We start from the raw sequence: 23,909 nt of genomic DNA on the forward strand, positions 1-23,909 counted from the left end.
ATTCGGTCGATAGCAACTGAATCGCTTTGCAATGCACTGTGGGTATCATAGAATCGAAAGTGTATTCGAATTTTATTGATATCAACGGAAGAGAATAAACAATCAATGAGTAGTATTTTAGAGTGTATTCGTACAGTTGGACGAGGAGAAAGAGGGCGTAAGCCTTTATCGTTCGAACAAGCCTACCGCATCATGGATGAGTATTTAAGCGGAGAGGTCGGTGATGACCAAATGGCTATGCTACTGATGCTGATTCGTGTGCAGAATGAAACTAATGAAGAGATCGCTGGCTTTGTAAAAGCGTTTCAATCTCGAGTGCCAGATTTAGGCGCCGATATTGATTGGCCGTGTTACGCGGGTAAGCGTAACGATAACGCCAGTGGCAAGCCTTGGAACTTGTTGGCAGCAAAAATACTCGCTGACAATGGCTATAAAGTGTTAATGCATGGCTATATGGATAAGCCGAGCGGTAGGACGCACGTTGAAAGCCATTTGCAAGATGTCGGTGTACAAAGTGCTGAGAATCCTGAACATGCTAAGTCGATTCTTGAACAAGACGGCATTGCTTATTTACCGCTAGCTAACTTTGCGCCCGAAGCACAAACCATGATTGGTTGGAAACACCGTTACGGTTTGAGAACACCAATTAACACGGTAGTTCGAGCATTGAATCCTGGTGGTGGCCGTTTAGGTCTGCGTGGCAGTTTCCATCCTGGCTTCCCACAACTTCATGCGGAAGTTGAGCATGTCATCGGAAATAAATCCTACTCGGTGATTTCATTCAAAGGGATGAACGGTGAGTCGGAATATAATCCTAAAGTTAGCCAAACGGTATGGATGAGCTCCCCTGACAAAGTCGAATCGTTCTACTGGGAAGAGATGATGAACCTAGAGCTGCCACTTCCTAGTCAATGTGTACTTGGTACGTCGGCTGAAGAGATGGCGCTAATGGCGAATACCGTTGTCGACAGCATGACAGCCATTCTCTTTGCAGAAACGCACGATAAAACTGAGGCATACCAGAAAGCGGTGCGCCTGTGGCATGAGTATTGTGCGCGTTAGATGATGGTTTAACCAATGAGAGAAGGTCAGCGAGCGCTGGCCTTTTTATACTTGATTTCTAGCAAGGGCTTTTCGTGAACGCCCAAACAATAAAGCTACTTCACTCGCATCAAGCGATGCATTTTGTCTTCGAACTGAATCTCAATCACCTGTGAGATTTTCATCTTATCAACACGATCAAGCATTCTCGCTTGGTAATCACGTTTTTTCATCCACTCTAGCGGTTCTTTAAAGCCATCTTCATTAATCACAAACGACTGATCGGTAATAGAGTCTTCAAAGATATGAACCACCCAAATGCGTGATTGGAAATCCAATAACTCACTAAAGTAGCTTTTTAACTTAGATAAGGAATTCGTTAGATACGTTTTAGGTGGGGTTTGGGAAGACATAGTAAACCGTATTTGGACAATGAAAATCGGCAAGGGCGCCGTCTGATCATTATAGCCTTTACCCGTTAGGCTTGTCAGGTCGAATTCGGCAGCCATTCACGGCTATTGCGCTTGCTAATGCTACTATGGCTGCCAGTTAGAGATTAACCAAATCAGTGTCGGATTCACTATTTAACGAATAGGCCGAAGTCGATCTCTTGTTCTCTTTGATATTTCACCAGCTTCACTTTTAGGTCGTGTTTTGCTGCTAAATCAATGGCTAAGCATGACATGCGTTTTATCTCATCAACGCAGCTTGATATCAGCGGTTTTTCTTGATTATCGATAGTGGCGATGAGTGTGTTTTCCGTGCCGTCGTTACCTGCGTAAATATACGCGTACATGTTGTTGTCGTGTTGCATAAACTTCCTAAAACGGGATTTCTAATTATTAGTGAGGTGAAGATTACAGGGTTTATTTACGCAGGCTAGCTCGGCTAAGTAAGGTTAAGCAAGGGAAAGTAAGGCTTTGTAAGGGCTCTTTTTTTCTTTTTTCTGGCGTTCGAAAACGTGCTCAACCCTTTGTTTGTCTCACTTTTTTGTCTTGTTAGGTTTTGCCTATCAATAAAATTGTTGAAATCCATTTAGTAAAATCAAGATTTTAGACAACAATTAACTTAACAAGATAGAAAATATATGACGCAAAGTATTTAGGGAGAACGCAATGCATTCTATTAAAGTGAAAGATTACATGACGCAGCAGGTTGTGACATTTACTCCTGATATGCCGTTAAGTCTAGCGTTAGACAAAGTGATGCGTAGCCACCATATGGGTGGGCCCGTAATCGATGATAACGAACAAGTGATTGGCTTCCTTTCAGAGCAGGATTTACTCGAGAAACTTGTGAAGGTCAGTTACTTCTGCCAAGACACACACCTTGTGGGTGACTGTATGTACCAAGAAGTGCTGTCGGTGTCACCTGACTTATCCATTATTGAATTGGCGGACATGATGCAGGTTGGAAAACCTAAAGCATACCCTGTGATCGATAATCGAAAACTGGTGGGTATTATCACCAGAACTGATGTTTTGAGAGCAATTGGCAAGAACTTGGAAGAATGCTTCAAACATCAGGTATAGTAGCGTGTTAAGAACGATTATTTTTCTCAATACTCTCAATTGAAAAAAGGCGCACTAGCGCCTTTTTTCTGTATAGCGCTTTTCTTGGTCGATCCTTTCTTTTTGGATCCCTAGCCAGTTGAACAGCTGATTAGGCTTTAGCTCTTGGGTATTCCAACTTTTGGAGGTTTCATGTCAAATCAAACGGCAAAGTTTGTTGAAGGTTCAACGATGCGCCACATATTGGTGATGTCGGGGGCTGGCTCTGTCGGTTTGATGGCGTTATTTGTGGTCGATCTGCTCGACATGCTGTTTATCAGTATGCTCGGACAGGTTGAATTGGCTGCTGCGGTAGGATTTGCAGGTACGCTGACTTTCTTTTCTACCTCCGTTTCTATCGGTACTTCCATTGCCATGGGCGCATTAGTGTCCAAAGCCATCGGCTCCAAGAATCAAGAGCACGCTCGAAACCTAAGCACCAGTATCATGCTGACTGCGTTTGTTATCAGTTCAACCATAACTGCAATCATGTTCGCTTATATTCCAGAGCTGCTAGCCGCGATAGGCGCCAAAGGCATTGCAGCCGAACGCGCTCAAGCTTACCTACAGATTTTGCTACCTAGTGGTCCATTTTTGGCGTTAGCGATGGCAGCGGGTGCGGGCTTAAGAGCGGCAGGTGATGCTAAGCGTTCGATGTGGGCAACTTTGTCTGGCGGCATTGTTAACGCGATTCTCGATCCTCTGTTTATTTTTGGTTTTGGTTGGAACATCGAAGGGGCGGCTATCGCTTCGGTTGTCGCTCGTTTCTCGGTGCTATTCTTTTCGCTTTATCCTCTTATTCGCAGCCATCAGCTGGTAGCTCCGCCTTCTTTTGTGCAATGGCGCATTAATATTCGACCAATATTGGCGATTGCGCTGCCTGCGATTATCACCAATACCGCAACGCCTATCGGTAATGCGATTGTAACAACGGGTATCGCACAATATGGTGAGGATTTTGTCGCGGGCTTTGCCGTGATAGGTCGTCTGACGCCAGTTTGTTTTGCGGTTATCTTTGCCTTGTCTGGCGCTGTGGGGCCAATCATTGGTCAGAACTTTGGTGCTGAACGCATGGACCGAGTAAAAGAAACGCTCAATAACTCATTATTGGTTACTACGGCATACACCATCGCTGTTTGTATTCTGTTGTACTTCGTTCAAGGTTATGTCATTCAAGGCTTTAGCTTACAAGGTGATGCAGCAATCATTGTGGCGGCTTTCTGTACCTATGTGGCGTTAACCTTCACCTTTAACGGTGCACTATTTGTTGCCAACACGTCTTTCAACAACCTAGGTAAACCGCTTTACTCGACAGCATTGAATTTGGGCAAAGCCACGTTAGGTACTCTGCCGTTCGTCTATCTAGGTTCAGAGTGGTATGGCGCTTTGGGTGTTCTTTATGGTCAAGCTTTGGGTAATGTTCTGTTCGGAATTTTAGGTATCTTGGTGCTTCGACATCATATCGCTGAACTGATGCAAGGATCTCAAGTTGATCCAGTGGAAGACGATGTGTCGATTGTCAGCCTAAACACTCAGCCATTCTGTTCACACGATGCGGTGCTTATTGATGATGTATCGGCGAACCGTGAAGAGTGTGCGGAGCTTAAATCTCAGTAAGCCATCGGCGCTGGCATAATATTTTTGTTTTCTTGAAAACTTCTTCTTGACCTTGGAGTAGCCTCCAAGGTTTATACTTTTGATGAACTTAAGGTTCTGTTGCTCGTGAGTTAGCAACAACCTCAAGGCTTTTGAGTATTAAGGAGATACATTATGTGCGCAAAACATGCAGCGTGCCGCTCAGCAAAAGTGGACGTTCAACCTCAAGCGGCAGGAGCAAGTTGCTCTAGCCCTAAAATTTCAAGCATCACAGCAGCAGGCACTTCATCTGGTTGTTGTAGCTCTTCTGCTGCTCCGTCATCGTCTGGAGATGATTGTTGTAGCTCGTCGGACAGTGGAGAAGAAGACAGTCAGTCCTCAACTTTATCTCTCGATGCCAAATTTTCGAAAAGTTGGCTGGTTGCCGGAATGGACTGCCCAGCTTGTGCAAGAAAAATAGAAAACGCGATCAGCAATATTGACGGTGTTATTCAAGCGAAGGTTCTCTTTGCTACCGAAAAGCTGGTTGTGAAATTCGATAATGAAAGCATTGCTGACACCATTGAACAGGTCTCTATCAAAACGGGTTTCCCTCTTACGGAAGTCGGTTCAAAGAAAGAAAAACAACAACCTGAGACTTTTTGGCAAGCTCATATCCAACCTAATTTACAGATTATCGCGATTGCAGCGGCAATGCTGTTTGCAGTGCTTGTGAAAAGCACCTCACCTCAATTAAGTGAAGGCTTGTTTACGGTAACTTGTCTGCTTGGTTTATATCCGGTGGCGAAAAAAGCGGTTCAGTTGGCACGCTCAGGAACACCATTTGCTATTGAAACCTTAATGAGTGTTGCCGCGCTGGGTGCTTTGTACCTTGGCGAAACTGTGGAAGCTGCGATGGTTCTATTGTTGTTCTTGATTGGTGAGCGCTTAGAAGCGTTTGCTTCATCTCGAGCAAGAAGTGGCGTTCAAGCGCTAATGGCATTGGTACCAGAAAACGCGACTAAGATCATCAACGGCGAACGTGTAGAAGTTGCCGTCAGTGAACTGGTTCCAGGTGATGTGATTGAAGTGGCTGCGGGCTCTCGTTTACCTGCTGACGGACAATTGATTACAGACGCGGCAAGCTTTGATGAAAGTGCGTTAACCGGTGAATCTGTTCCTGTTGAACATATCGAAGGTAACAGCATCATGGCTGGCGCTGTGGTGGTCGATAAAGTGGTTCGTATCACCATCACTTCAAAACAGGGTGAGAACGCGATCGATCGTATTCTTCATCTGATTGAAGAAGCAGAATCACGTAAAGCACCACTAGAGCGATTCCTCGATAAGTTCAGCCGTTGGTACACACCGTTAATGATGGTAGTGGCTCTGTTGGTCATCATCACGCCACCATTGTTGTTTGCGCAGCCATGGGAAACATGGGTATACCGTGGCCTAGCGCTGTTATTGATTGCTTGTCCGTGTGCCTTGGTGATCTCGACTCCTGCAGCGATTACCTCTGGCTTAGCAGCAGCTGCGAAACGTGGCGCGCTCATTAAAGGCGGCGCAGCGCTAGAGCAGCTTGGCAAAATCCAAACCATCGCCTTCGATAAGACAGGCACACTGACCGAAGGTAAGCCTCAGGTTACGGATATTCAACCTCTATCGGGTTGGCAACAAGACGCGATGCTGCGTGTGGTTGGGGCGATTGAAGTTGGCTCTACTCACCCGTTGGCGCAGTCACTTGTCGCTAAAGTAAAAGACCTGAATATTGAGATTCCTGAATCACACAACAAGAAAGCGTTGATTGGTAGTGGTGTTGAAGGGGATGTTGATGGTGTTAAGTATCAGGTTCTGTCACCGTCTAAAGTCACGTTCGAACTTGGTGCCGATGTGGTTTCTCAGGTAGAAGCATTAGAAGGTGAGGGCAAGACGGTTGTGGTTGCTCTTGAGGTTAAAGATCAAGAAGAATCAACAGAGCAAGCTACGACGGTGATTGGTCTGATTGCTTGGCAAGATACGTTACGCAGTGACGCTAAGCTTGCGATTGAACGACTTAATGAATTAGGTATTCAATCTATCATGTTGACCGGCGATAATCCGCGCAGTGCAGCAGCGATCAGTAGCAAGATTGGTATGCAGTGCAAGGCAAGCCTATTGCCAAGCGACAAGGTATCTTACGTTGAGGAGTTATCTCAACAGTCGCACGTGGCGATGGTCGGTGATGGCATTAATGATGCACCAGCAATGAAAACGGCGAATGTCGGCATCGCAATGGGTGGTGGTACGGATGTCGCTTTGGAAACGGCGGATTCAGCACTGACTCATAACCGTTTAACTGAGCTACCAGCGATGATTGAACTGTCGCAAGCGACCATGAACAACATCCGTCAAAACGTAGCCCTTGCGCTTGGTTTGAAGGTCGTATTCTTGGTGACAAGCTTGTTAGGTATTACCGGTTTGTGGGTGGCAGTTTTAGCGGATAGTGGTGCAACTGCATTGGTGACATTGAACGCATTGCGTCTGCTTCGATTTAAATCTAAAGCGGACTAAATCGAGCTCACCGACATAGAGCATTCTTAATATAAAAGCGCCTTTAGCGGTAATACGTTAAAGGCGCTTTTTGTCTCATTAATATGCAACATAGGCGTGCGGATTGCTTATTTTTGTGATGCCAATCGGTTTTTTGTGAAACTTGAATTATTGTTGCGATCATTCATGTGACATGTGTCACTTCATTTTGTAATGAGCTTGGTTAGAGTGTGTTCGTACCCCACGAATTTACTATGAGCTTAAATAAGGGTAAAAAGCCCAATAAGCCAAAAGGAGCGAACTATGTCTCAAGCTGTTTTCCACTTAGGTGTTACTGAAGCAGATCTTAACGGTGCTACTCTTGCGATCATCCCTGGTGATCCTGCTCGTGTGCAAAAAATTGCAGAAGAGATGGAGAACCCAGTATTCCTTGCTAGTCACCGTGAATACACGCTTTACCGCGCAGAGCTAGACGGCAAACCAGTTGTTGTATGTTCAACAGGTATTGGTGGTCCATCGACTTCTATCGCAGTTGAAGAGCTTGCTCAACTTGGTGTTCGCACTTTCCTACGTGTTGGTACGACTGGTGCTATCCAACCTCACGTAAACGTGGGTGACATGATTGTTTCTACAGGTTCTGTTCGTCTAGACGGCGCTAGCCTACACTTTGCTCCTATGGAGTTCCCAGCAGTGGCTGACTTTGAAGTTGCAACAGCAATGAAAGCGGCAGTTGATGAATCAGGTGCAACAGTTCACATGGGCGTAACGGCATCAAGCGATACGTTCTACCCAGGTCAAGAGCGTTACGACACGTTCTCTGGTCGCGTTGTTAAGCGCTTCCAAGGCTCTATGCAAGAATGGCAAGACATGGGCGTTCTAAACTTCGAGATGGAATCTGCAACACTGCTAACTATGTGTGCAAGTTCTGGTCTGAAAGCAGGTTGTGTTGCTGGTGTAATCATCAACCGTACTCAAAAAGAGACGCCTGATCACGACACTCTAAAAGTAACAGAAGCACGTTCAATCAAAGTGGTTGTAGAAGCCGCTCGTAAAATGCTTTAAGTCTTAAAGTGCTCTGAGTTTTAGAGAGCATTAAGTCTTCAAGTGACATTAAATTTTGAAAATGGCCGCATCGAATGATACGGCCATTTTTTTGTGCCGTCTCAAAGTAATCAATAGAGAAAACAGACAACAAAAAAGGCGAGTGACTTAATCGTCATTCGCCTTTTTAACCATCTGCTTAAGAGCATTGAGCTCTCATGAGTTTATTGGTTTTTAGTACTCTAGATCTTCACTGCCCCCCGCAGCCGTAAACCATGCCGTTAGGTGTGTTTTAAGATCTTTCAATTCGTCAGGGCCAATCAATGCAAGGCCAAGATCTTCAGCTCGTGTGATGTCGTTATGGCGAAGAGGGCGGAAGCTCACTAACATTGCACGTGCTTGTAGGCCACCTAATAGGTCTCTAAGCGATTCCAGTTTATACAAGGTGTCATCACCATCATCACGCATGCCTTTGGTCTTACATTCGATGATGTGTAGCTTATTGTTCACTACTGATGCTACGTCAAGCTCGTTTCGAACCTCACGCTCACCCAGTTGACGGTATACCTGAACATTCAAAGAACGGTCTTGAATGGTCGGCATGTCATCTTGGATTTGTTTAACTGTGCTGTGAACCAAGGTTTCAAGCCATTCACCGTTTGAGAAGCGTCGTGCGTCTTCATTGGCAAAGGTCAAAATACCGTTGTCGTAAGTCGCAATCTTAGCTTCAACCAAATCGCTCAGCAGCATGTTGAGCTCTCGATAGCCTTGTTGCTTCTCAGATAGCCCTACATCAAGTTTTTGTTCTTTACGGCAGGTCGTTGCTAGGTAGTTCAATGTCGCAAGGCCAGGGCCTAGTTCGAGTGCGTTACTAGCCCAACGTTCACCCAGTTCATAAAGTTTCTGATCCAGTTGCGGAGACAGCTGAACATCGCTGAATTCACCGCGAGCACCGAACACAGTCAGGTAGTCGTCGATGGTGATGCGGTCTTGAACTTGTGCATCTTCTTTACCATTTGGGTACAACCAACACAGCTTGTCACTGTTTGGTTCAACCACGAAGATTGGCCAGTGGTAAGTACGGAATACTTCGTACACAGAAAGTAGGCGGTGACGAAGGCCACAACTTGCGTTGAGCTTCACTTCTTGACCGCGTGCTTTGAGGTCTTCGGCAAGGGTTTGGATAGATTCTTTAATGACGGACGTATTTACGATGGTCGGAATTTCGAAAAACTCACTCGTAATGTCGCGCTTATGCAAAACGCTGTCTAAACGTTTGTACATACTGACTTGATTCTTGTCGCCGATAAACACGATGTGGGTGCTGACCGTTCGGTTATCAAGTAATGGGGTGAGCAAGCGAATGGGGTCTTGATCGATAATGCCAACATGAACAGCCATATAAATTCCTTAATAGCGGCTCGCTCATAAAGGTGAAAGAAAAAACGGGAAGCAGCAAGCCTTAATAATCATATAATGACAAAGCTCATAAAAAACAAGGGCAACCCTTGATAAAAGTTGCCCTAGCTCAATTAGTTACCACTATTGGGTAAGAAGTCTCAACAATCTCACTAAATATCTATCGATTCTTCATTTATCTATAGTTTGAATTGATGTACTAAATCACCTTGCTGATTCGCCAAAATTGTTAGGTTTTGGCTGGCTTCTGCAATTGAAGACATCGCTTGGTAACTCTTATCTGCGATATGGTTGATGTCTTCGATGTTGCGTGCAATATCACCAGACGTTTCACTCTGCTCAGCGGCTGCTTGAGAGATGTGTGTACTCATGTGGCTGATCTCTAGAATCAAGGCTTGGATCTCTTCCATCGCACTGTTTGCACTTGAAGCTTGTTGAACCGACATGTCCATATCGCTCATACAGCTTTCAATAACGTTGCTTGCCGTTTTCGAGCTTGATTGCAGATTGCTGATCATAGTCTCGATTTCAGAGGTTGATTGAGTGGTCTTCTGTGCTAGCACTCGTACTTCATCGGCAACGACTGCAAAACCACGACCTTGTTCACCTGCACGCGCTGCTTCGATTGCCGCATTAAGTGCAAGTAGGTTGGTCTGTTCAGCAATACCACGAATAACGTCAAGGATTGAACCAATCTGGCTACTCATCTGTTGTAGCTCGCCTACAGCGCCCACTGATTCAGTAAGGCGAACTTCAAGCTGATTAATGGTGCTGATGTTGGTGTTCATGATCTGACGACCAGACTCAGAAGCCGATTCTACTTGTTGAACCATGGTGAGTGAGCTTTGCGCGCTGTTCGCCACTTCTTGTACAGAATGAGACATCTCTGTCATTGCGGTCGCAACAGTCGCGGTTTGCTCACGTTGGCTGTTCAATTGAGCCTGCGTTTCAGATGACGTCTTCTGGTTGACGCTTGCAGTCTTAGTTAAGTCATCTGAAGCGTCATTCAGCTTCACAAGGATGTTGTGTAGGTTGTCAGCCAAGGTGTTGATGTGACGGCTCACGCGGCTGAATTCGTTGTCGTAGCGAATATCGATACGCTGAGTCATATCGCCTTCGGTTAGACCTTCTAACGTACCGAGGATGCGAGTTAATGGCTCTCGTACGCTATGTGCAATGTGGTAACCAATTGCAGCTGCGAACACGGTTACAACAATGCCAATTGCAATCGCGTTGAATAGGCCTTTGTCGTAGATGCTGCTTGCGTCTGCTAGTGATGAGTTGAGTTGCTCTTCAGCAGTTACGTTGAACGAGTCCAAAACAGCCATTGCTTGGTCAACTTCTACAGCTAGGTTGGCGATGTTCACGTACAGCGCTTGCTTGGCTTGTAGGTAGTTGTTGTGTTTGTCTAGTACGCCACCTTTCTGACCAACGTCTTTGGTGAACTTCTGAACCGACTCATCGAAGACATTTTTAAGTGCTGGTAGTTGTGTTGATAGACCGCGATAAGCATAGTTAAGGTGAGTAACGGCCTTTTTATTTTGGTTAACGGCTTTCTGAACGAAGGCAACATCAGAGCTAGCTAGTGCATCAGAGGTGATGACCTCTGCGTCTTGCAGTTTAATGAAGTAGCTCTTTGCCATCACTTTAACAGAGATGCTTTTTTGGTCGGCAACGTACTCTTTCATGCCAACGGTTAATTCTGAATGTAAGCGTTGGAAGTCACGAGAGGCTTTTTGCACTTGTTCTTGTGCTTCGAACATCGCGACGTAGTTGTTCATCGCTTCGTCTGCTTCTGTAAAGTAGCGTTCTTCCATCGCTCGTAATTGTGCAATTCGTTCGATGAGTGTTGAGTCGTTCTGGCTTGCCGCTTCTAGATTGCTTAGAACTTCAGAAAAAGAGTTTTGTGATGCAGCAAATTCTGTACGCATTGCGGACATGCGTTCAGCGTTTTGTGTGGTTAAGAAATCTTTGAATGACTTATCAGCAGAAAGCAATTGAACACTTGTTTGATTTGAAAGCGCGACAAGTGGTAATGAGGTTTCTGAGACACTCTCAAAATTGCTGTGTATCTGATTCATGCTGTTCATCATGATGGTTATCGTGACTGCGAACATGATGATGATCAGTGCGAAACCAGCGTACATACGCTTGATCACAGATCCCTTCATGGCTTTCTCCCTAAATAAAAATTCAGACCTAATGTCAGGTCAAAGTAAAACTAACAAAATTATCAGCATTCTATTGAGCTCGGCTTACGCATTTTATGACGCACACGTCAAAAATAGCGCTCAGTTATAACCAACATGCCATTCTTGAGAGCTAAGGCTCGTTTTCTTTGATTTGAACGGTGTTTTTTATTATGCTTTAAAGCAGATTTATTGTGGTTTGATGCGGCATAGCGCATACTCAAAGCATTAAAAAATAAATGTTTTATCGGAGAGAAACATGGCTGAAGAAACCATTTTTACTAAGATCATCAACAAAGAAATCCCAGCAGATCTACTATACCAAGACGATTTAGTAACCGCATTTCGCGATATTAACCCTCGCGCGCCAAGCCATATCCTAATCATCCCAAACAAGCTGATTCCGACAACCAACGATGTTGAAGTCGAAGATGAAGCGATGATGGGGCGCATGTTTACTGTTGCTCGCAAGTTAGCAAAAGAAGAGGGCATTGCAGAAGATGGCTATCGTCTTATCGTGAACTGTAACTCTCACGGTGGCCAAGAGGTTTATCATATTCACATGCACTTGGTTGGCGGCCGTCCACTTGGCCCCCTATTAATGAGCTAATAAAAAGTTAATGAGCTAATGAAAAGCTAACGAGTTAATGAAAGCTAATGAGCTAGTTTAAACGCGCTCATTAGTGGGTTAACACAAGTAGTTAGTTGGAAAATTTGTAGTTTGTATGCCAACTTTAAGTTCTATCTGTTGTCTGAATATCGGCATCGCCTAGGCAGAGGCTAAATCAGTAGGGTTTCAACTGGCTTGAGATCCTTTTTACAACGCGTTTCGTTTTGATAATGAGACCATTAAAGGTCAACAGACCCTAACAAAGTTGGCATTTTAAACATGCACGGAGACGATAAGTGAAGCAACAGTTTAGATTCGCTTCCATTGCCCTGTTATCGGCGTTGACTGTGGGCTGTGCAAGTATGTCTGCAGGAAACCTGTTCAGTCATTACAGCGCGCAAAACAAAGAGATCTACCAAGCCGTTAAATCTGGAGATTATTCAGAGGCTCAACAAGAGCTACCAGATTACGCTGCGGGTGACATCCTTGATAACTTTGAAAGAGGTAGAATTAACCTTCTGGATCAGCAATACCCAGAGAGTAAGTCTTCGTTTGAAGTGGCGGATCAGGCGGTAACTGAGCAGCAAAGAAAAGCCGTTATCTCGATTTCAGACAGTGCGACCAGCGTGGGTGCGTTGGCGGTGAATGATAATATTACCGAGTATGTGCCAGCCGATTATGAACTGGGGTTTCTTCATCTGTATCTCGGTTTAAATTATCTCAAGAAAAACGATTTAGAAGGTGCGGTGATTGAAATGCGTCGCGCCAACCAAGTTCAAGAACAAGCAAAGAAGCAACGTGAAGCTGAGTTAGACCGTGCAGCCAGCGATGCGAAGAAGCAGGGGTTGTCTGCCAATGTGGGTAGCATCCTTGCTAATTACCCTGATGCGGGTAAAAAGCTGCAGTCAGTACAGAATGCGTATCTGATGTTCTTGTCTGGTCTGCTTTATGAAGCTTCAAATGATTTAAACAGTGCCTATGTTGACTATCGTCGTGCTTTGGCTGTGATGCCAGATAACCAAGAAATCATCGACAGAACGATGGCAACTGCCGCACGTTTAGGGATGCGACAAGATTTAGCGACATTAGAAAAACGCTATAAGCAGTCTTCTAAACTTAGTACAGGTGAAGGGCGAGTGATTGTTCTTCAAGAGCAGAGCGCTGTACAAGCTATGGACAGTTGGCGACTAGATTTACCTGTTTATGACAGTCGCGATCAGGGGGCAATATACTCTCTTGCGCTGCCCTATTACCCGAGTCAAAACGTAGAGCGTTTTTCTGCCTTGCGAATCAGCGGACAACCTTTACAAGAACACCTGATCACGGATGTAAACGCGATGGCGCAGAACGATCTATCTGAACGTATGACGAGCATTGTTATTCGCCAAGCGCTACGTGTAGTCGCGAAAGATCGCATTCGTAAAGAGGCAACCAAAGGCGATGATGTCGGTAATATTCTGTTCAACGTGTGGAACACACTGACAGAGCAACCAGACACTCGTAGTTGGCAATCATTACCTGCAGAGATTAAGAGCAGCACGTTTGTAGCAAACAGCGGTCAATATACGTTGGAAGCGGGCGCTAAAACGTACGACTTTGATATTCGAGAAGGGCAGACCACTTTGGTGTGGATTTCTCGACAAGGTAACAATGCAACAATGTGGCATAAACAGCTAGGGAGGCTGTAATGAAAAAGTGGTTAGTGAGTTTAGCAGCGGTTATGGCTCTGGCTGGTTGTGCTGATAATACAGCTGGCGTAAGGGTTGATAGTCTGACCCAGAACGTTTTCTTTGGTGACAAGGTATTGGGCAGCCGTTTGTTGGTTGAAGATATCCGTACCGACCAAGTTGACGGTCACACTCGAGGAATTGTTCGTTTAAACAGTAACTATAAAGGCGATCAACATATCCTTTATCGTTTTTACTGGTACGACGATGCAGGGCTTGAGGTCAACCTAAAACAAGGCCCTTGGAAGCAAGCCATTGTTCGTGGTTTTGAAAGTATTTCGTTGTCGGAAGTGTCGGTAAACCCGAAAGCAACTCAGTTCAGAGTCCAGTTCCGAGAGCAGTAAGTCTGATAAAACGGGTCTAATGATTCGTAAATACAAGAATTTAAGAGTGTGGGTAACCCCGCTCAGTGATAAGTTGAGGAAACAAAATGAAAAAGAGTGTCGTTGCGCTACTAGGTTTAGCGGTTATTTTAGGCGGTTGTTCAAACAAGGTAAGCTACGGTGATGCACAAGCAGTAGAAACCACGACAATCGATTTCGGTTCAACTGACCTTCAAACGATTGCGGGTGAAATGGTCGATAGCATGATGGCGTCTGGTTCAGTGTCTTACATTACTCGTGAGCAACGTCCAATCGTGTTCGTAGAGCGAATCAAGAACAAGACAAGTGAGCACATCGATACTGAGTCAATCACTGACACTATCAGTACTAAAATGCTGAACTCTGGTAAGTTCCGTTTCGTTGATATGGATCGTGTAGAGTCTGTTCGTGACCAATTGAACTTCCAAAACAATGATGAGCTTGTAAATCAAAGTTCAGCAATTCAATTCGGTAAAATGGTCGGTGCTCAATACATGCTGTACGGCAACCTATCAAGCATCGTTAAGAAAGACGGTAGCGATGAAGACGTTTACTACAAAATGACGATGCGTCTAATGGATCTTGAGTCTGGCTTGATTGAATGGGCTGACGAGACTGAAATCCGTAAGCAACAATCTAAGAGCCTACTAGGCCTTTAATTTCGCTTACTTGCCAACTATGCGCAGCCGGATTTGACAATGTCTAGTATTGGCGGCGCTTAATCTTGACAGCGTATAGCTTGGTCACACGCCAATGCAGTGCATGATGTGCTGTTTATGAAGAGACACTGGCTTTTGGTCAGTGTCTTTTTTGTAGGGAATGAAGACGTTTATAGGGCAGTTAAGACGTTTATAGGGAGTAAATATGGCAATTTTTTCTTGGTCTGAGGCTAAGCTTCTTGATACCAGTTTGAGTTCGCTTGACGGTTACTTTTCTGAGCCTCCAGTTAGAGCACAGACATTAACAGGCGGTTTGACCAATCGATGTTGGAAGTTGGTCGATGCCGATGGTACTGCGTATGTTTGGCGGCCAACCACACCTATCACCAAAGCGTTCTTCATTTCTCGCCATGAAGAGTACCAAGTGCTGTCTGCCATTGAGCGACTCGGTATCGGGCCAAGCCCAATGGTAGTGAATGAGCAGGGGTTACTGGTTGAGTGGATTGCGGGTGAGACACTTTACGAAGATCTAGAACTCGATGACCTGTTGAAAACGCTGACCTCTGTTCATCTGGTTAATACTGCGCGATTACCACTGCAACCATTCAGTTTCACGGCGCGAGTCGACCATTACTGGCTGCAGCTTGATGCGATTCATAAGACCGAAGCCTGCACTAAGATTTATCAAGAGTGGCGCGTGGCTCCGAGTATTACCAATGTTGACCTGTCTTTGTGCCATTTTGACTTAGGTGGTTATAACCTAGTGAGAAACAGTGACTGCATTAAGATTATTGATTGGGAATACGCTGCGCTCGCAGACCCTAGGCTCGATTTAACATTAACCATTGCGGTTGCTGGCGCGCCAGTCACAGAAGCGGTTGAGAAGTACTGTCAGCTGCGAGGAATCCATGATGTTCAGCCTTGGCTTGATGGTGTAGAAGCATGGTTACCAAGAAGCCAGATGATGGCGATGCTATGGTATTTACTTGCTCATCAGCTTTGGGGCGATGAAAGTTATCTGCGTGAAGCGGAGGCTCTGAGTCACACTTTATGTAGCTAGGATCACGTTTAGGAAGTGAAAAATATAATTTCTCAGCTGTTACCTTTAAAACCTTGTTTTTCGTGTTAGATTGATCAAAACGTACCAATATTCAACGGGGGAGGTACAATGATTATCTATCTACATGGCTTCGACTCAACAAGCCCGGGCAATCACGAAAAAATACTGCAGTTGCAATTCATTGATGATGACGTTCGTTTCATCAACTACAGTACTTTGCATCCAAAACACGATATGCAGCATCTGCTAAAAGAAGTGCATAAGGTGATAGAGCAATCCGATGATCCGCATCCCATTATTTGTGGTGTAGGTTTAGGTGGTTTTTGGTCTGAGCGTATTGGTTTCTTATGTGGGATTAAGCAGGTGGTGTTCAACCCTAATCTGCACCCTGAGAACAACATGGTAGGTCGAATTGACCGTCCAGAAGAGTACGAAGACATCGCAACTAAATGTGTTGCTCAGTACCGTATGAAAAACAAAGGACGCTGTTTAGTGGTGCTTTCTCGTGAAGATGAAATTCACGACAATACCAAAACAGCTGCCGCGCTAGAAGATTACTATGATGTAATCTGGGATGAGAAAGAGAGTCATAAATTCAAAAAGATCTCTCAACATCTTCAAGCAATGAAAGCGTTCAAAAACGCTTAATCAATCCAGATGTTTTATAAAAGCAGTGCTCAATGAGTGCTGCTTTTTCACATCTGAATCTTAGAGATTGGTATTGATAAAGTAGTTGTATATGTTTTATCGGTCGGTTTGTGCATTTATAGATCAGTTTGCGCAAACGTTAACTAATTAGTCGCGAATCCTCATTGAGGGTAAGGATTTTTTTGTTGCGGTCATCTTTTTGCTATATATAATGTTCCCAAGCAAAATATTTTGACAAATATCAAAAAAAATTGAGAGCGAGTGAAAAAACTTGCCCATAATTTGTGTTCTGCCTCTCAGGTAGTCACCTTTTATATCCACGTGAGCAAAGCAACAAACCATTATTTGTTGTTTGTAACCCCTCTAACTACTCGGTGAGCTGTCGTTATTCTTTTTCGCGGTAACCCAATTTGTAACAGCCTTCGCATTCAAGGCCGAGTAGATACATAGAATTTATCGGTTGGAGTAATCGAGCCGAACCCCATTTATTCATTTTGTAGAGGATTGTCATTGTGACAAAAATTATCGTAGTAGGCGGCGGTGCTGGTGGTTTAGAACTAGCCACTAAGCTAGGCCGCACTTTAGGTCGTAAGAAACGTGCCCAGATTACTCTGGTAGACCGTAAAGCAAGCCACCTATGGAAACCATTACTTCATGAAGTAGCAACGGGCTCACTGGATGAAGGTGTTGATGCATTAAGCTACCGTGCGCACGCAAAAAACCATTACTTCGATTTCCAAATGGGCAGCCTGAACGACATCGATCGTGAGCGTAAAGTGATTGCACTAAGCGAGCTTACAGACGAGCACGGTGAACTGCTGATGCCAAGCCGTGAACTTGAATACGATATTCTAGTGATGGCGCTAGGCTCAACGTCAAACGACTTCAACACTCCAGGCGTTCGTGACAACTGTATTTTCCTTGATAGCCCAGAGCAAGCACACCGTTTCCGTACAGAAATGAACAATCAGTTCTTAAAGCTTCACGCTAAGAACGGTCAAGGCACGGTAGACATCGCGATTGTTGGTGCTGGTGCAACTGGTGTAGAGCTTTCTGCCGAGCTACACAACGCCGTTAAAGAACTTCGTACTTACGGCTTCGGCGACCTAGATTCAAGCAAGCTGAACGTAAACCTAGTTGAAGCGGGTGAGCGTATTCTTCCAGCTCTACCTCCTCGTATTTCAAGTGCAGCACACTCTGAGCTAACCAAGCTTGGTGTGAACGTTCGTACGAATACGATGGTGACTCAGGCGGATTCTGACGGCCTAACAACCAAAGATGGTGACAAGATCCCAGCTCAAATCATGGTATGGGCAGCAGGTATCAAAGCACCAGATTTCATGAAAGATATCGGTGGTCTTGAAACCAACCGTATCAACCAGTTGGTTGTGAAGAACACGCTGCAAACAACACTGGATGACAACATCTTTGCAATCGGTGACTTGGCGCAATGTACACAAGCAGACGGTTCATTCGTTCCGCCACGTGCACAAGCGGCTCACCAAATGGCAAGCTGTGCATTCAGCAACATCATTGCTAAGTTGAACGGTCGTGACCTGAAAGACTACATCTACAAAGACAAAGGCTCGCTAGTTTCACTTAGCCGTTTCTCTACGGTAGGTAGCTTGATGGGTAACCTGACGAAAGGCTCGATGATGGTCGAAGGTCGTATTGCTCGTGTGGTTTACATCTCTTTGTACCGCATGCACCAGATGGCGCTTCACGGCTTAATCAAAACATCACTGATGATGCTGGTTGGTCGTATTAACCGTGTACTTCGTCCAAACCTAAAGCTTCACTAATCAGGTAAGCCTTCTCAGAGCATTACGCTGATAATAAAAAAGAGCTCTTCGGAGCTCTTTTTTGATCGTGTCGATTATGGATTATCGCAGGTGTTGAACTCATTTCTGCTGTTAAGACGTTGGAGGTAGCACAGAATAAACCACGCCATCTTTCGGCTTACCGTTAAACAGAAATCGATTCTGGGCAATGGTTTCTCGCTCAGCGCCACACTTCTCGATCAACTTTTGGCTGGGTAGGTTCTCGGTATCGCAGACAATCTCCAAACGCGTTAACTTGAGTTGCGCGAAACAAAATTCAAATAGGGCGAACATCGCTTCTTTGGCGATCCCTCTCCTTTGAAAGTCATCACCGACCCAATAACCTAAACTCGCCATATTAAAGGTGTGGTAAAGCTCATTAATGGCAACCATACCGACTAACTTATCGCTTTTTCGTTCAAAGATGCCAAAGCCAAACGCATCGGCTTTCACCCAGTTCAGGCGAGTTGCCAGAATAAATTTCTCGGCCTCGACGATAGAAAACTCTTTATGACACCAGTCGACCCATGGCAGCAAGCTAGGGGAGGACTTAACCAGCTGAGAAAATTCTTGAGCATCTGAGGCCTCAATGATTTTAAGGCTAAGATTTTGTGTGTTGATCTGAAATTCAGGGCTCATAGAGCGTACCAAGTAACGTGTAAGTACTGAGCAAAGAGAGTCAGTACAGAATAAAGATAGATAGCACTTAATAAAACGCCCTCACTAGGAGGGCGGATTGAATTATTTATATAATTATAGCCGAATCGGCAAGTAATTTACTGCGCTACACGTCTAACTTGAATCACCATTCCAAGAAGTGGGTGGTCAAGGTAATGAGTTTCTGTACTGCGCATACGACGTTTTTGGTCCATGCGGTAGCTCTTAAGGAACTCTTGGACTTCAACCGTCGGAGAAATTTCAGTTAGATTGCCCACCTGGATGTTGCTTTCTGCGCCACTTACTGGTGAATCTAGCTCAATTTGTTGCTCTTGTAGAGTCACTTCACGAACGCTTGGCGCTTTTAAATCTAATGTCGTTTCAGCGTATAGGTAGTGCTGAACGTAGATTTGCAGCTTGCCGTCTAATTCGTAGAGTGGCTTATCAATGGTCTCTTCTTGGAACCCATCAGCGCTGCCTGCAGTGATTGCGCCTTTTTCAGAGCCATCAGCATTAAACTGTTTAGAGAAATCTTTACCTGCTTGAATATGGAAAACAGGTGCCGAGCTCTTACCTTGGTCGCCTTGACGCCAAGCGGTATGCATCAGAACTTCAAAGCCAGCGTGTTTACGTAGCTTGTCTTTCTGAGGCGTTAACTTGTATTCCGAGTAAGGTAGCATTTGAACGCCTTTCTTTGCTCGGTATTGGGTATCTTGAAATGAACCAACGCGTTCAAGTGAAATCTTAGGCTGTGTATTTGGCCAAGATTCGTTCACCTTCTCTGCATCAACAGCGCGCTTAAAAATGATCACTTCTATATCAAATTGTCTCTGCGCCAAACTTGGCAGTGAGACGAACAATAGTAGCAGTGGGATCAGTCTTTTCATTTTTACTCCGTCTTCCAGCCGAACTACCGGCTGGATAATTTATATGTGCAAGTGGATTGGGTCTTATGCTGAAGGCAGCAAGTTTTGTCTGAATTCGCCCAATAAATCACTAACAAATTGAATTCGCTTCCGTCTGTCGACCAATGGTATCGTAAACTTGAACTTTGTTGGTCCTTCCATTGAAAACTTTTGCGGTTGAGATTGCAACAGTTTAACAAGGTAGGTCGGGTTTATGTCAGCATCCGGGTAGAATTCTAAGAATCCACCCTTATCGTGGGCTTCAATTTTCTTCGCTTTGATAGACGCTGCGGCTAATTTTAGCTCAGAAACTGATAACAAGTTCTTGGTTGCATCAGGCAGAAGGCCGAAGCGATCAATCAGCTCGACTTTCAACTCTGCCAATTCGTCGGTGTCACTCACACTCGCAATACGTTTGTATGTTGATAAACGCGTGTTGATGTCTGGAATATAGTCGTCTGGCAATAGTGCAGGCAGACGCATCTCAATTTCAGTTTGTTCACGCAATAGATCATCAAGCGAAGGCTCTCGACCTTCTTTCAACGCTTCAACCGCTTGTTCAAGCATCTCCATGTACAAGGTGAAACCAACCGACTGGATTTGACCACTCTGTTCATCACCCAACAGCTCACCCGCACCACGAATCTCTAAATCGTGAGTTGCTAGGGTAAAGCCTGCGCCCAAGTCTTCGAGCGAAGCTATCGCATCCAATCGCTTGATCGCATCTTTGGTCATTGCTTTAGGGTGTGGCGTTAACAAGTAAGCATAAGCTTGGTGGTGCGAACGACCTACACGACCACGTAATTGGTGCAGCTGTGCTAAACCAAGGTTATCGGCTCTGTCCATCAAGATGGTATTTGCCGTTGGTACGTCGATACCGGTTTCAATGATGGTTGTACACACCAGTAAGTTGAAGCGCTGGTGGTAGAAGTCATTCATGATGCGTTCCAGTTCGCGTTCACGCATCTGGCCATGAGCCACAGTAACACGCGCTTCTGGAATCAACTTCTGTAGTGACTCTGCTGTTTTCTCAATCGTGTCGACTTGGTTGTGTAGGAAGTAAACCTGACCACCACGCATTATTTCACGCAGCACCGCTTCTCTGACGATGGCATCATCACTCTCGCGAACGAAGGTTTTAATTGCCAAGCGTCGTGCGGGTGGTGTGGCGATGATCGAAAGGTCACGCATGCCGCTCATTGCCATGTTCAGCGTTCGTGGGATTGGTGTCGCTGTAAGCGTAAGGATGTCGACATCCGCACGCATCGCTTTCACTTTCTCTTTCTGACGCACACCAAATCGGTGTTCTTCATCGACAACCAGCAAGCCAAGGTCTTTAAACTTAATATCACTCGAAAGCAGCTTGTGAGTCCCCACCAAGATATCGACCTTACCGTCGGCGACATCTTGCATGATCAACTTCTGCTCTTTAGCTGATTTGAATCGGGATAGAACCTCAACACGAATCGGCAAGTTGGCGAAACGGTCACGGAAGTTCTCGAAGTGTTGCTGAGCAAGTAGGGTGGTTGGAACTAACACGGCTACTTGTTTGCTGTTGTCGGTACAAACGAATGCTGCGCGCATCGCGACTTCGGTTTTACCAAAGCCAACATCACCACACACCAAACGGTCCATGGCTTTGGCTTGGCACATATCAGACATAACGGCATTGATGGCCATCGCTTGGTCATCGGTCTCTTCAAACGGAAAGCCAGATTTGAAAGTCGCGTATTGGCCACGGTCGAGTACAAACTTGTAGCCAGGTTTTAGCTCACGCTTAGCGTAAACATCAAGTAGCTCTGCTGCAACGTCACGTACTTTCTCCGCGGCGCGTTTACGAGCTTTTTGCCATGCTTCGCCACCGAGTTTATGCAGAGGTGCTGAATCTTCAGCGCCACCCGAGTAACGCCCGATTAAGTTCAAAGATGCTACTGGCACGTAGAGCTTGGCATCGTTTTGATACTCAAGCGTTACATATTCGGTTTTCATGCCACCGGCTTCGAGTGTTTGCAAGCCAATGTAGCGACCAATACCGTGGTCAATGTGAACAACAGGTTGACCCGGTTTAAGTTCGGCTAAGTGACGAATGACAGTGTCGCTGTTAACACTTTTTTTGTCTTTCTTACGGCGCTGAACAACGCGATCACCCAACAGGTCGCTTTCACAGATAAGGGCGATGTTTTGCTCTTCATGGATAAAACCGTGTTCAGCAGAGCCAAGGATGAGGCTGAACTTGTCTTTGCCTTTAATTGAGGCATCGAGGTTTTCAACTTCGCTTGGTCGTACTTTAATACCACGAAGCAGTTCACTCAGCGCTTCACGACGACCTTCTGATTCAACCGAAAATACTACTTTGCCGTCGAAGGCTTCTGTGAACTTTCTTAGGTTAGCTAAAGGTTCTTTATTTTGATGCTGAACGCTGAGGTCAGGTAATGACACGACAGGCAAGTTGGTGCGGCCTGCTTTCTCTTCAATCGAATCTAGACTCAGGTTAACTTGTGGCTTCTGTTTGAAGTGAGCGAACAGCTCGTCTTTCTTCAACCACAGTTGTTCAGGCGTGAGAAGTGGCCGTAATGGGTCAACACCGCGCTGTTCGTATCGGTGAGCGACATCAGTAAGGAACGAATCAACCGCGGTTTCTACGTCACCCAGAACCAAGAGTTGCGCTTCATCGGCAACATAGTCAAACAGTGTTTCTGTGTGATCGAAGAATAGAGGCTGCCAGTACTCAATACCCGCAGGCCATGTGCCTTTAGATACCTGCATGTAAACTGACTCTGGTTCACGGCGGGCATCAAACTGTTGGCGCCAGCGAATACGGAAGTCTTCAATCGCCGTTTCCGAGGTTGGGAATTCGTGCGCTGGTAACAGGCGGATCTCAGAGATGTCTTCAATAGAACGCTGGTTTTCAGGATCGAAAGTACGAATAGTGTCGATTTCGTCATCGAAAAAATCGATTCGATACGGGTCTTTACTGCCCATTGGGAACAGATCGAGAATAGAGCCACGGCTTGCGTATTCACCGGGGCCAAACACTTGGTCAACGTAACGATAGCCTGACTTTTCAAGCTGTAGACGCAGTTTCTCTAAAGAGTAGAGATCGCCCGTTTTCACCATTAAGGTGTGCTGCAACAAGAAGTCACGTGGCGACTGACGTTGTAGTAGCGTGCTGATCGGTACGATCGTGATGCCATCTTTTAACGTTGGCAGTGCATAAAGGCGAGCGATACGGTCAGAAATGATCTCTTGGTGCGGTGAGAAGCTGTCGTATGGCAGAGTCTCCCAATCAGGGAATAGTGCCACTTCATGTGACGTAAACTGTTCAATTTCTGATTGAAGCTTGAGTGCGATTTGAGGATCGGGCACTGCAAGTAAAGTATGGCTGTTATGCTGCTCCGCAAGTCTAGCGATAGCAAGCGCGAGAGATGAACCAACTAGGTTACCGATGTGTTTTTTATCACCGGCACCTTTGAGCTTAGGTAGTGTAAAAATGGATTGTTTTGTCATGTTTATTTACTTGTTATCTCGTTCTAGAGAGCGTTGACGTAAGAGCTTTTGTTGTTGATGAAGCGCAGCTTTGATCAGCAAGTCTTGGTCAGTATCACGAAGATGAGCATATTTGAATTTGATTTCGAAACCTGAATCTTTAGGTTCACTAGCGAAGACTTCCGCGTAGCAATAAATAGCGGCGGCAGGGTGCTCGATAAATAGCATAGCTTTAACTAAGCGACCCGCTTCGATATCTGTTTTGGAAAAACAAGAGAACTGACTCGCGCCAAATGAATACGTGTGGGTACGAAATTGTTCATCATCTTGTTGCGATAACATAAAGCTCAACAAGAGGTTTAATTTAGAGTTCTGTGCATCCAATAAACTGATGACATTCTTCAAGTCGCTGTTTTTCAGTTCGTTGCGAGCACTGTCAGCTAATAGATCCAATTGGCTAAATTCACTTGCCACTACAAACGGGGCAGGGATCTCAGATTCGAATTGAATTTGAGAAGGTAAAGTGAAGCCGCTGTCCATTGGTTCAATATTCGCGGTGAGGCTGTGGTGAACGGTGAAAAACTCTTGTTCTGTCATGCGTTAGTTCCTTGAAGTGATCTATTGATTA

20 protein-coding genes are annotated in these 23,909 nt (G+C 45.2%); 12 read left to right on the plus strand and 8 right to left on the minus strand.

The window, feature by feature from the left end; translation table 11 throughout:
• Positions 1–75 precede the first annotated feature (75 nt).
• Entirely contained in the window at positions 76–1,062 is a 987-nt protein-coding gene (locus tag AB6E54_RS01085) for a glycosyl transferase family protein (RefSeq protein ID WP_372106184.1), read from the plus strand.
• 95 nt (positions 1,063–1,157) lie between these two features.
• On the opposite strand, the gene AB6E54_RS01090 is transcribed toward AB6E54_RS01085, so the two are convergent.
• Both AB6E54_RS01090 and AB6E54_RS01095 read right to left on the minus strand, forming a co-directional pair.
• Positions 1,158–1,454 (minus strand): hypothetical protein, encoded by a 297-nt coding sequence (locus AB6E54_RS01090; protein WP_029235295.1) that lies wholly within the window; start codon positions 1,452–1,454, stop codon positions 1,158–1,160.
• A 167-nt stretch (positions 1,455–1,621) separates the two neighbouring features.
• Positions 1,622–1,855 carry a hypothetical protein gene (locus AB6E54_RS01095; protein WP_017060212.1) on the minus strand — a complete coding sequence of 78 codons (234 nt, stop codon included), beginning with the start codon at positions 1,853–1,855 and terminating at the stop codon, positions 1,622–1,624.
• Positions 1,856–2,156: 301 nt separating this feature from the next.
• On the opposite strand from AB6E54_RS01095, the gene AB6E54_RS01100 reads away from it, so the two are divergent.
• From AB6E54_RS01100 to udp, 4 genes are all read left to right on the plus strand, one after another.
• Positions 2,157–2,573 carry a CBS domain-containing protein gene (locus AB6E54_RS01100; protein WP_017060213.1) on the plus strand — a complete coding sequence of 139 codons (417 nt, stop codon included), beginning with the start codon at positions 2,157–2,159 and terminating at the stop codon, positions 2,571–2,573.
• A gap of 171 nt (positions 2,574–2,744) precedes the next feature.
• Positions 2,745–4,208 carry an MATE family efflux transporter gene (locus tag AB6E54_RS01105; RefSeq protein WP_371724662.1) on the plus strand — a complete coding sequence of 488 codons (1,464 nt, stop codon included), beginning with the start codon at positions 2,745–2,747 and terminating at the stop codon, positions 4,206–4,208.
• Positions 4,209–4,361: 153 nt separating this feature from the next.
• Complete coding sequence (locus tag AB6E54_RS01110; RefSeq protein WP_372106185.1) at positions 4,362–6,719, plus strand: zinc/cadmium/mercury/lead-transporting ATPase; 2,358 nt, start codon at positions 4,362–4,364, stop codon at positions 6,717–6,719.
• Between the two features lie 282 nt (positions 6,720–7,001).
• Complete coding sequence (gene udp, locus AB6E54_RS01115) at positions 7,002–7,760, plus strand: uridine phosphorylase (protein ID WP_017065292.1); 759 nt, start codon at positions 7,002–7,004, stop codon at positions 7,758–7,760.
• A 213-nt stretch (positions 7,761–7,973) separates the two neighbouring features.
• Here the strand turns inward: udp and AB6E54_RS01120 are convergent, their stop codons facing one another.
• Together AB6E54_RS01120 and AB6E54_RS01125 are read right to left on the minus strand one after the other, a co-directional pair.
• Positions 7,974–9,140 carry a DUF1887 family protein gene (locus AB6E54_RS01120; protein ID WP_017065293.1) on the minus strand — a complete coding sequence of 389 codons (1,167 nt, stop codon included), beginning with the start codon at positions 9,138–9,140 and terminating at the stop codon, positions 7,974–7,976.
• 197 nt (positions 9,141–9,337) lie between these two features.
• Complete coding sequence (locus AB6E54_RS01125; protein ID WP_372099806.1) at positions 9,338–11,329, minus strand: methyl-accepting chemotaxis protein; 1,992 nt, start codon at positions 11,327–11,329, stop codon at positions 9,338–9,340.
• Between the two features lie 277 nt (positions 11,330–11,606).
• Here AB6E54_RS01125 and hinT point away from each other — a divergent pair, with 277 nt between their 5' ends.
• From hinT to AB6E54_RS01160, 7 genes are all read left to right on the plus strand, one after another.
• Positions 11,607–11,957, plus strand: coding sequence for a purine nucleoside phosphoramidase (gene hinT, locus AB6E54_RS01130; RefSeq protein ID WP_017065295.1), 351 nt, complete (start codon positions 11,607–11,609; stop codon positions 11,955–11,957).
• Between the two features lie 296 nt (positions 11,958–12,253).
• Complete coding sequence (locus AB6E54_RS01135; RefSeq protein ID WP_372106186.1) at positions 12,254–13,645, plus strand: COG3014 family protein; 1,392 nt, start codon at positions 12,254–12,256, stop codon at positions 13,643–13,645.
• Complete coding sequence (locus AB6E54_RS01140) at positions 13,645–14,028, plus strand: YcfL family protein (protein WP_004736265.1); 384 nt, start codon at positions 13,645–13,647, stop codon at positions 14,026–14,028. The genes AB6E54_RS01135 and AB6E54_RS01140 overlap by 1 nt, the downstream gene beginning before the upstream one ends.
• Before the next feature lie 86 nt (positions 14,029–14,114).
• Positions 14,115–14,705, plus strand: coding sequence for a penicillin-binding protein activator LpoB (gene lpoB, locus AB6E54_RS01145; protein WP_004736264.1), 591 nt, complete (start codon positions 14,115–14,117; stop codon positions 14,703–14,705).
• A gap of 205 nt (positions 14,706–14,910) precedes the next feature.
• A complete protein-coding gene (locus AB6E54_RS01150; protein WP_372083358.1) occupies positions 14,911–15,765 on the plus strand; it encodes a phosphotransferase in 855 nt (284 codons plus the stop codon).
• Positions 15,766–15,873: 108 nt separating this feature from the next.
• Entirely contained in the window at positions 15,874–16,413 is a 540-nt protein-coding gene (gene ycfP / locus AB6E54_RS01155) for an alpha/beta hydrolase YcfP (RefSeq protein ID WP_009847155.1), read from the plus strand.
• 512 nt (positions 16,414–16,925) lie between these two features.
• Positions 16,926–18,215: an NAD(P)/FAD-dependent oxidoreductase gene (locus tag AB6E54_RS01160; RefSeq protein ID WP_009847154.1), complete on the plus strand. Its 1,290-nt coding sequence runs from the start codon at positions 16,926–16,928 to the stop codon at positions 18,213–18,215.
• Positions 18,216–18,326: 111 nt separating this feature from the next.
• Here the strand turns inward: AB6E54_RS01160 and AB6E54_RS01165 are convergent, their stop codons facing one another.
• From AB6E54_RS01165 to AB6E54_RS01180, 4 genes are all read right to left on the minus strand, one after another.
• Positions 18,327–18,872 (minus strand): GNAT family N-acetyltransferase, encoded by a 546-nt coding sequence (locus tag AB6E54_RS01165; RefSeq protein ID WP_017060225.1) that lies wholly within the window; start codon positions 18,870–18,872, stop codon positions 18,327–18,329.
• A 137-nt stretch (positions 18,873–19,009) separates the two neighbouring features.
• Positions 19,010–19,777: a peptidoglycan binding protein CsiV gene (locus AB6E54_RS01170; RefSeq protein WP_372106187.1), complete on the minus strand. Its 768-nt coding sequence runs from the start codon at positions 19,775–19,777 to the stop codon at positions 19,010–19,012.
• 63 nt (positions 19,778–19,840) lie between these two features.
• On the minus strand, positions 19,841–23,302 hold the full coding sequence (mfd, locus tag AB6E54_RS01175) for a transcription-repair coupling factor (RefSeq protein ID WP_372106188.1): 3,462 nt from the start codon (positions 23,300–23,302) through the stop codon (positions 19,841–19,843).
• A 6-nt stretch (positions 23,303–23,308) separates the two neighbouring features.
• Positions 23,309–23,878 (minus strand): PilZ domain-containing protein, encoded by a 570-nt coding sequence (locus tag AB6E54_RS01180; RefSeq protein WP_372106189.1) that lies wholly within the window; start codon positions 23,876–23,878, stop codon positions 23,309–23,311.
• Positions 23,879–23,909 lie beyond the last annotated feature (31 nt).

The sequence above is a fragment of the Vibrio sp. 10N.247.311.49 genome (assembly GCF_041467655.1).
GTDB classification, from domain to species: domain Bacteria; phylum Pseudomonadota; class Gammaproteobacteria; order Enterobacterales; family Vibrionaceae; genus Vibrio; species Vibrio crassostreae_C.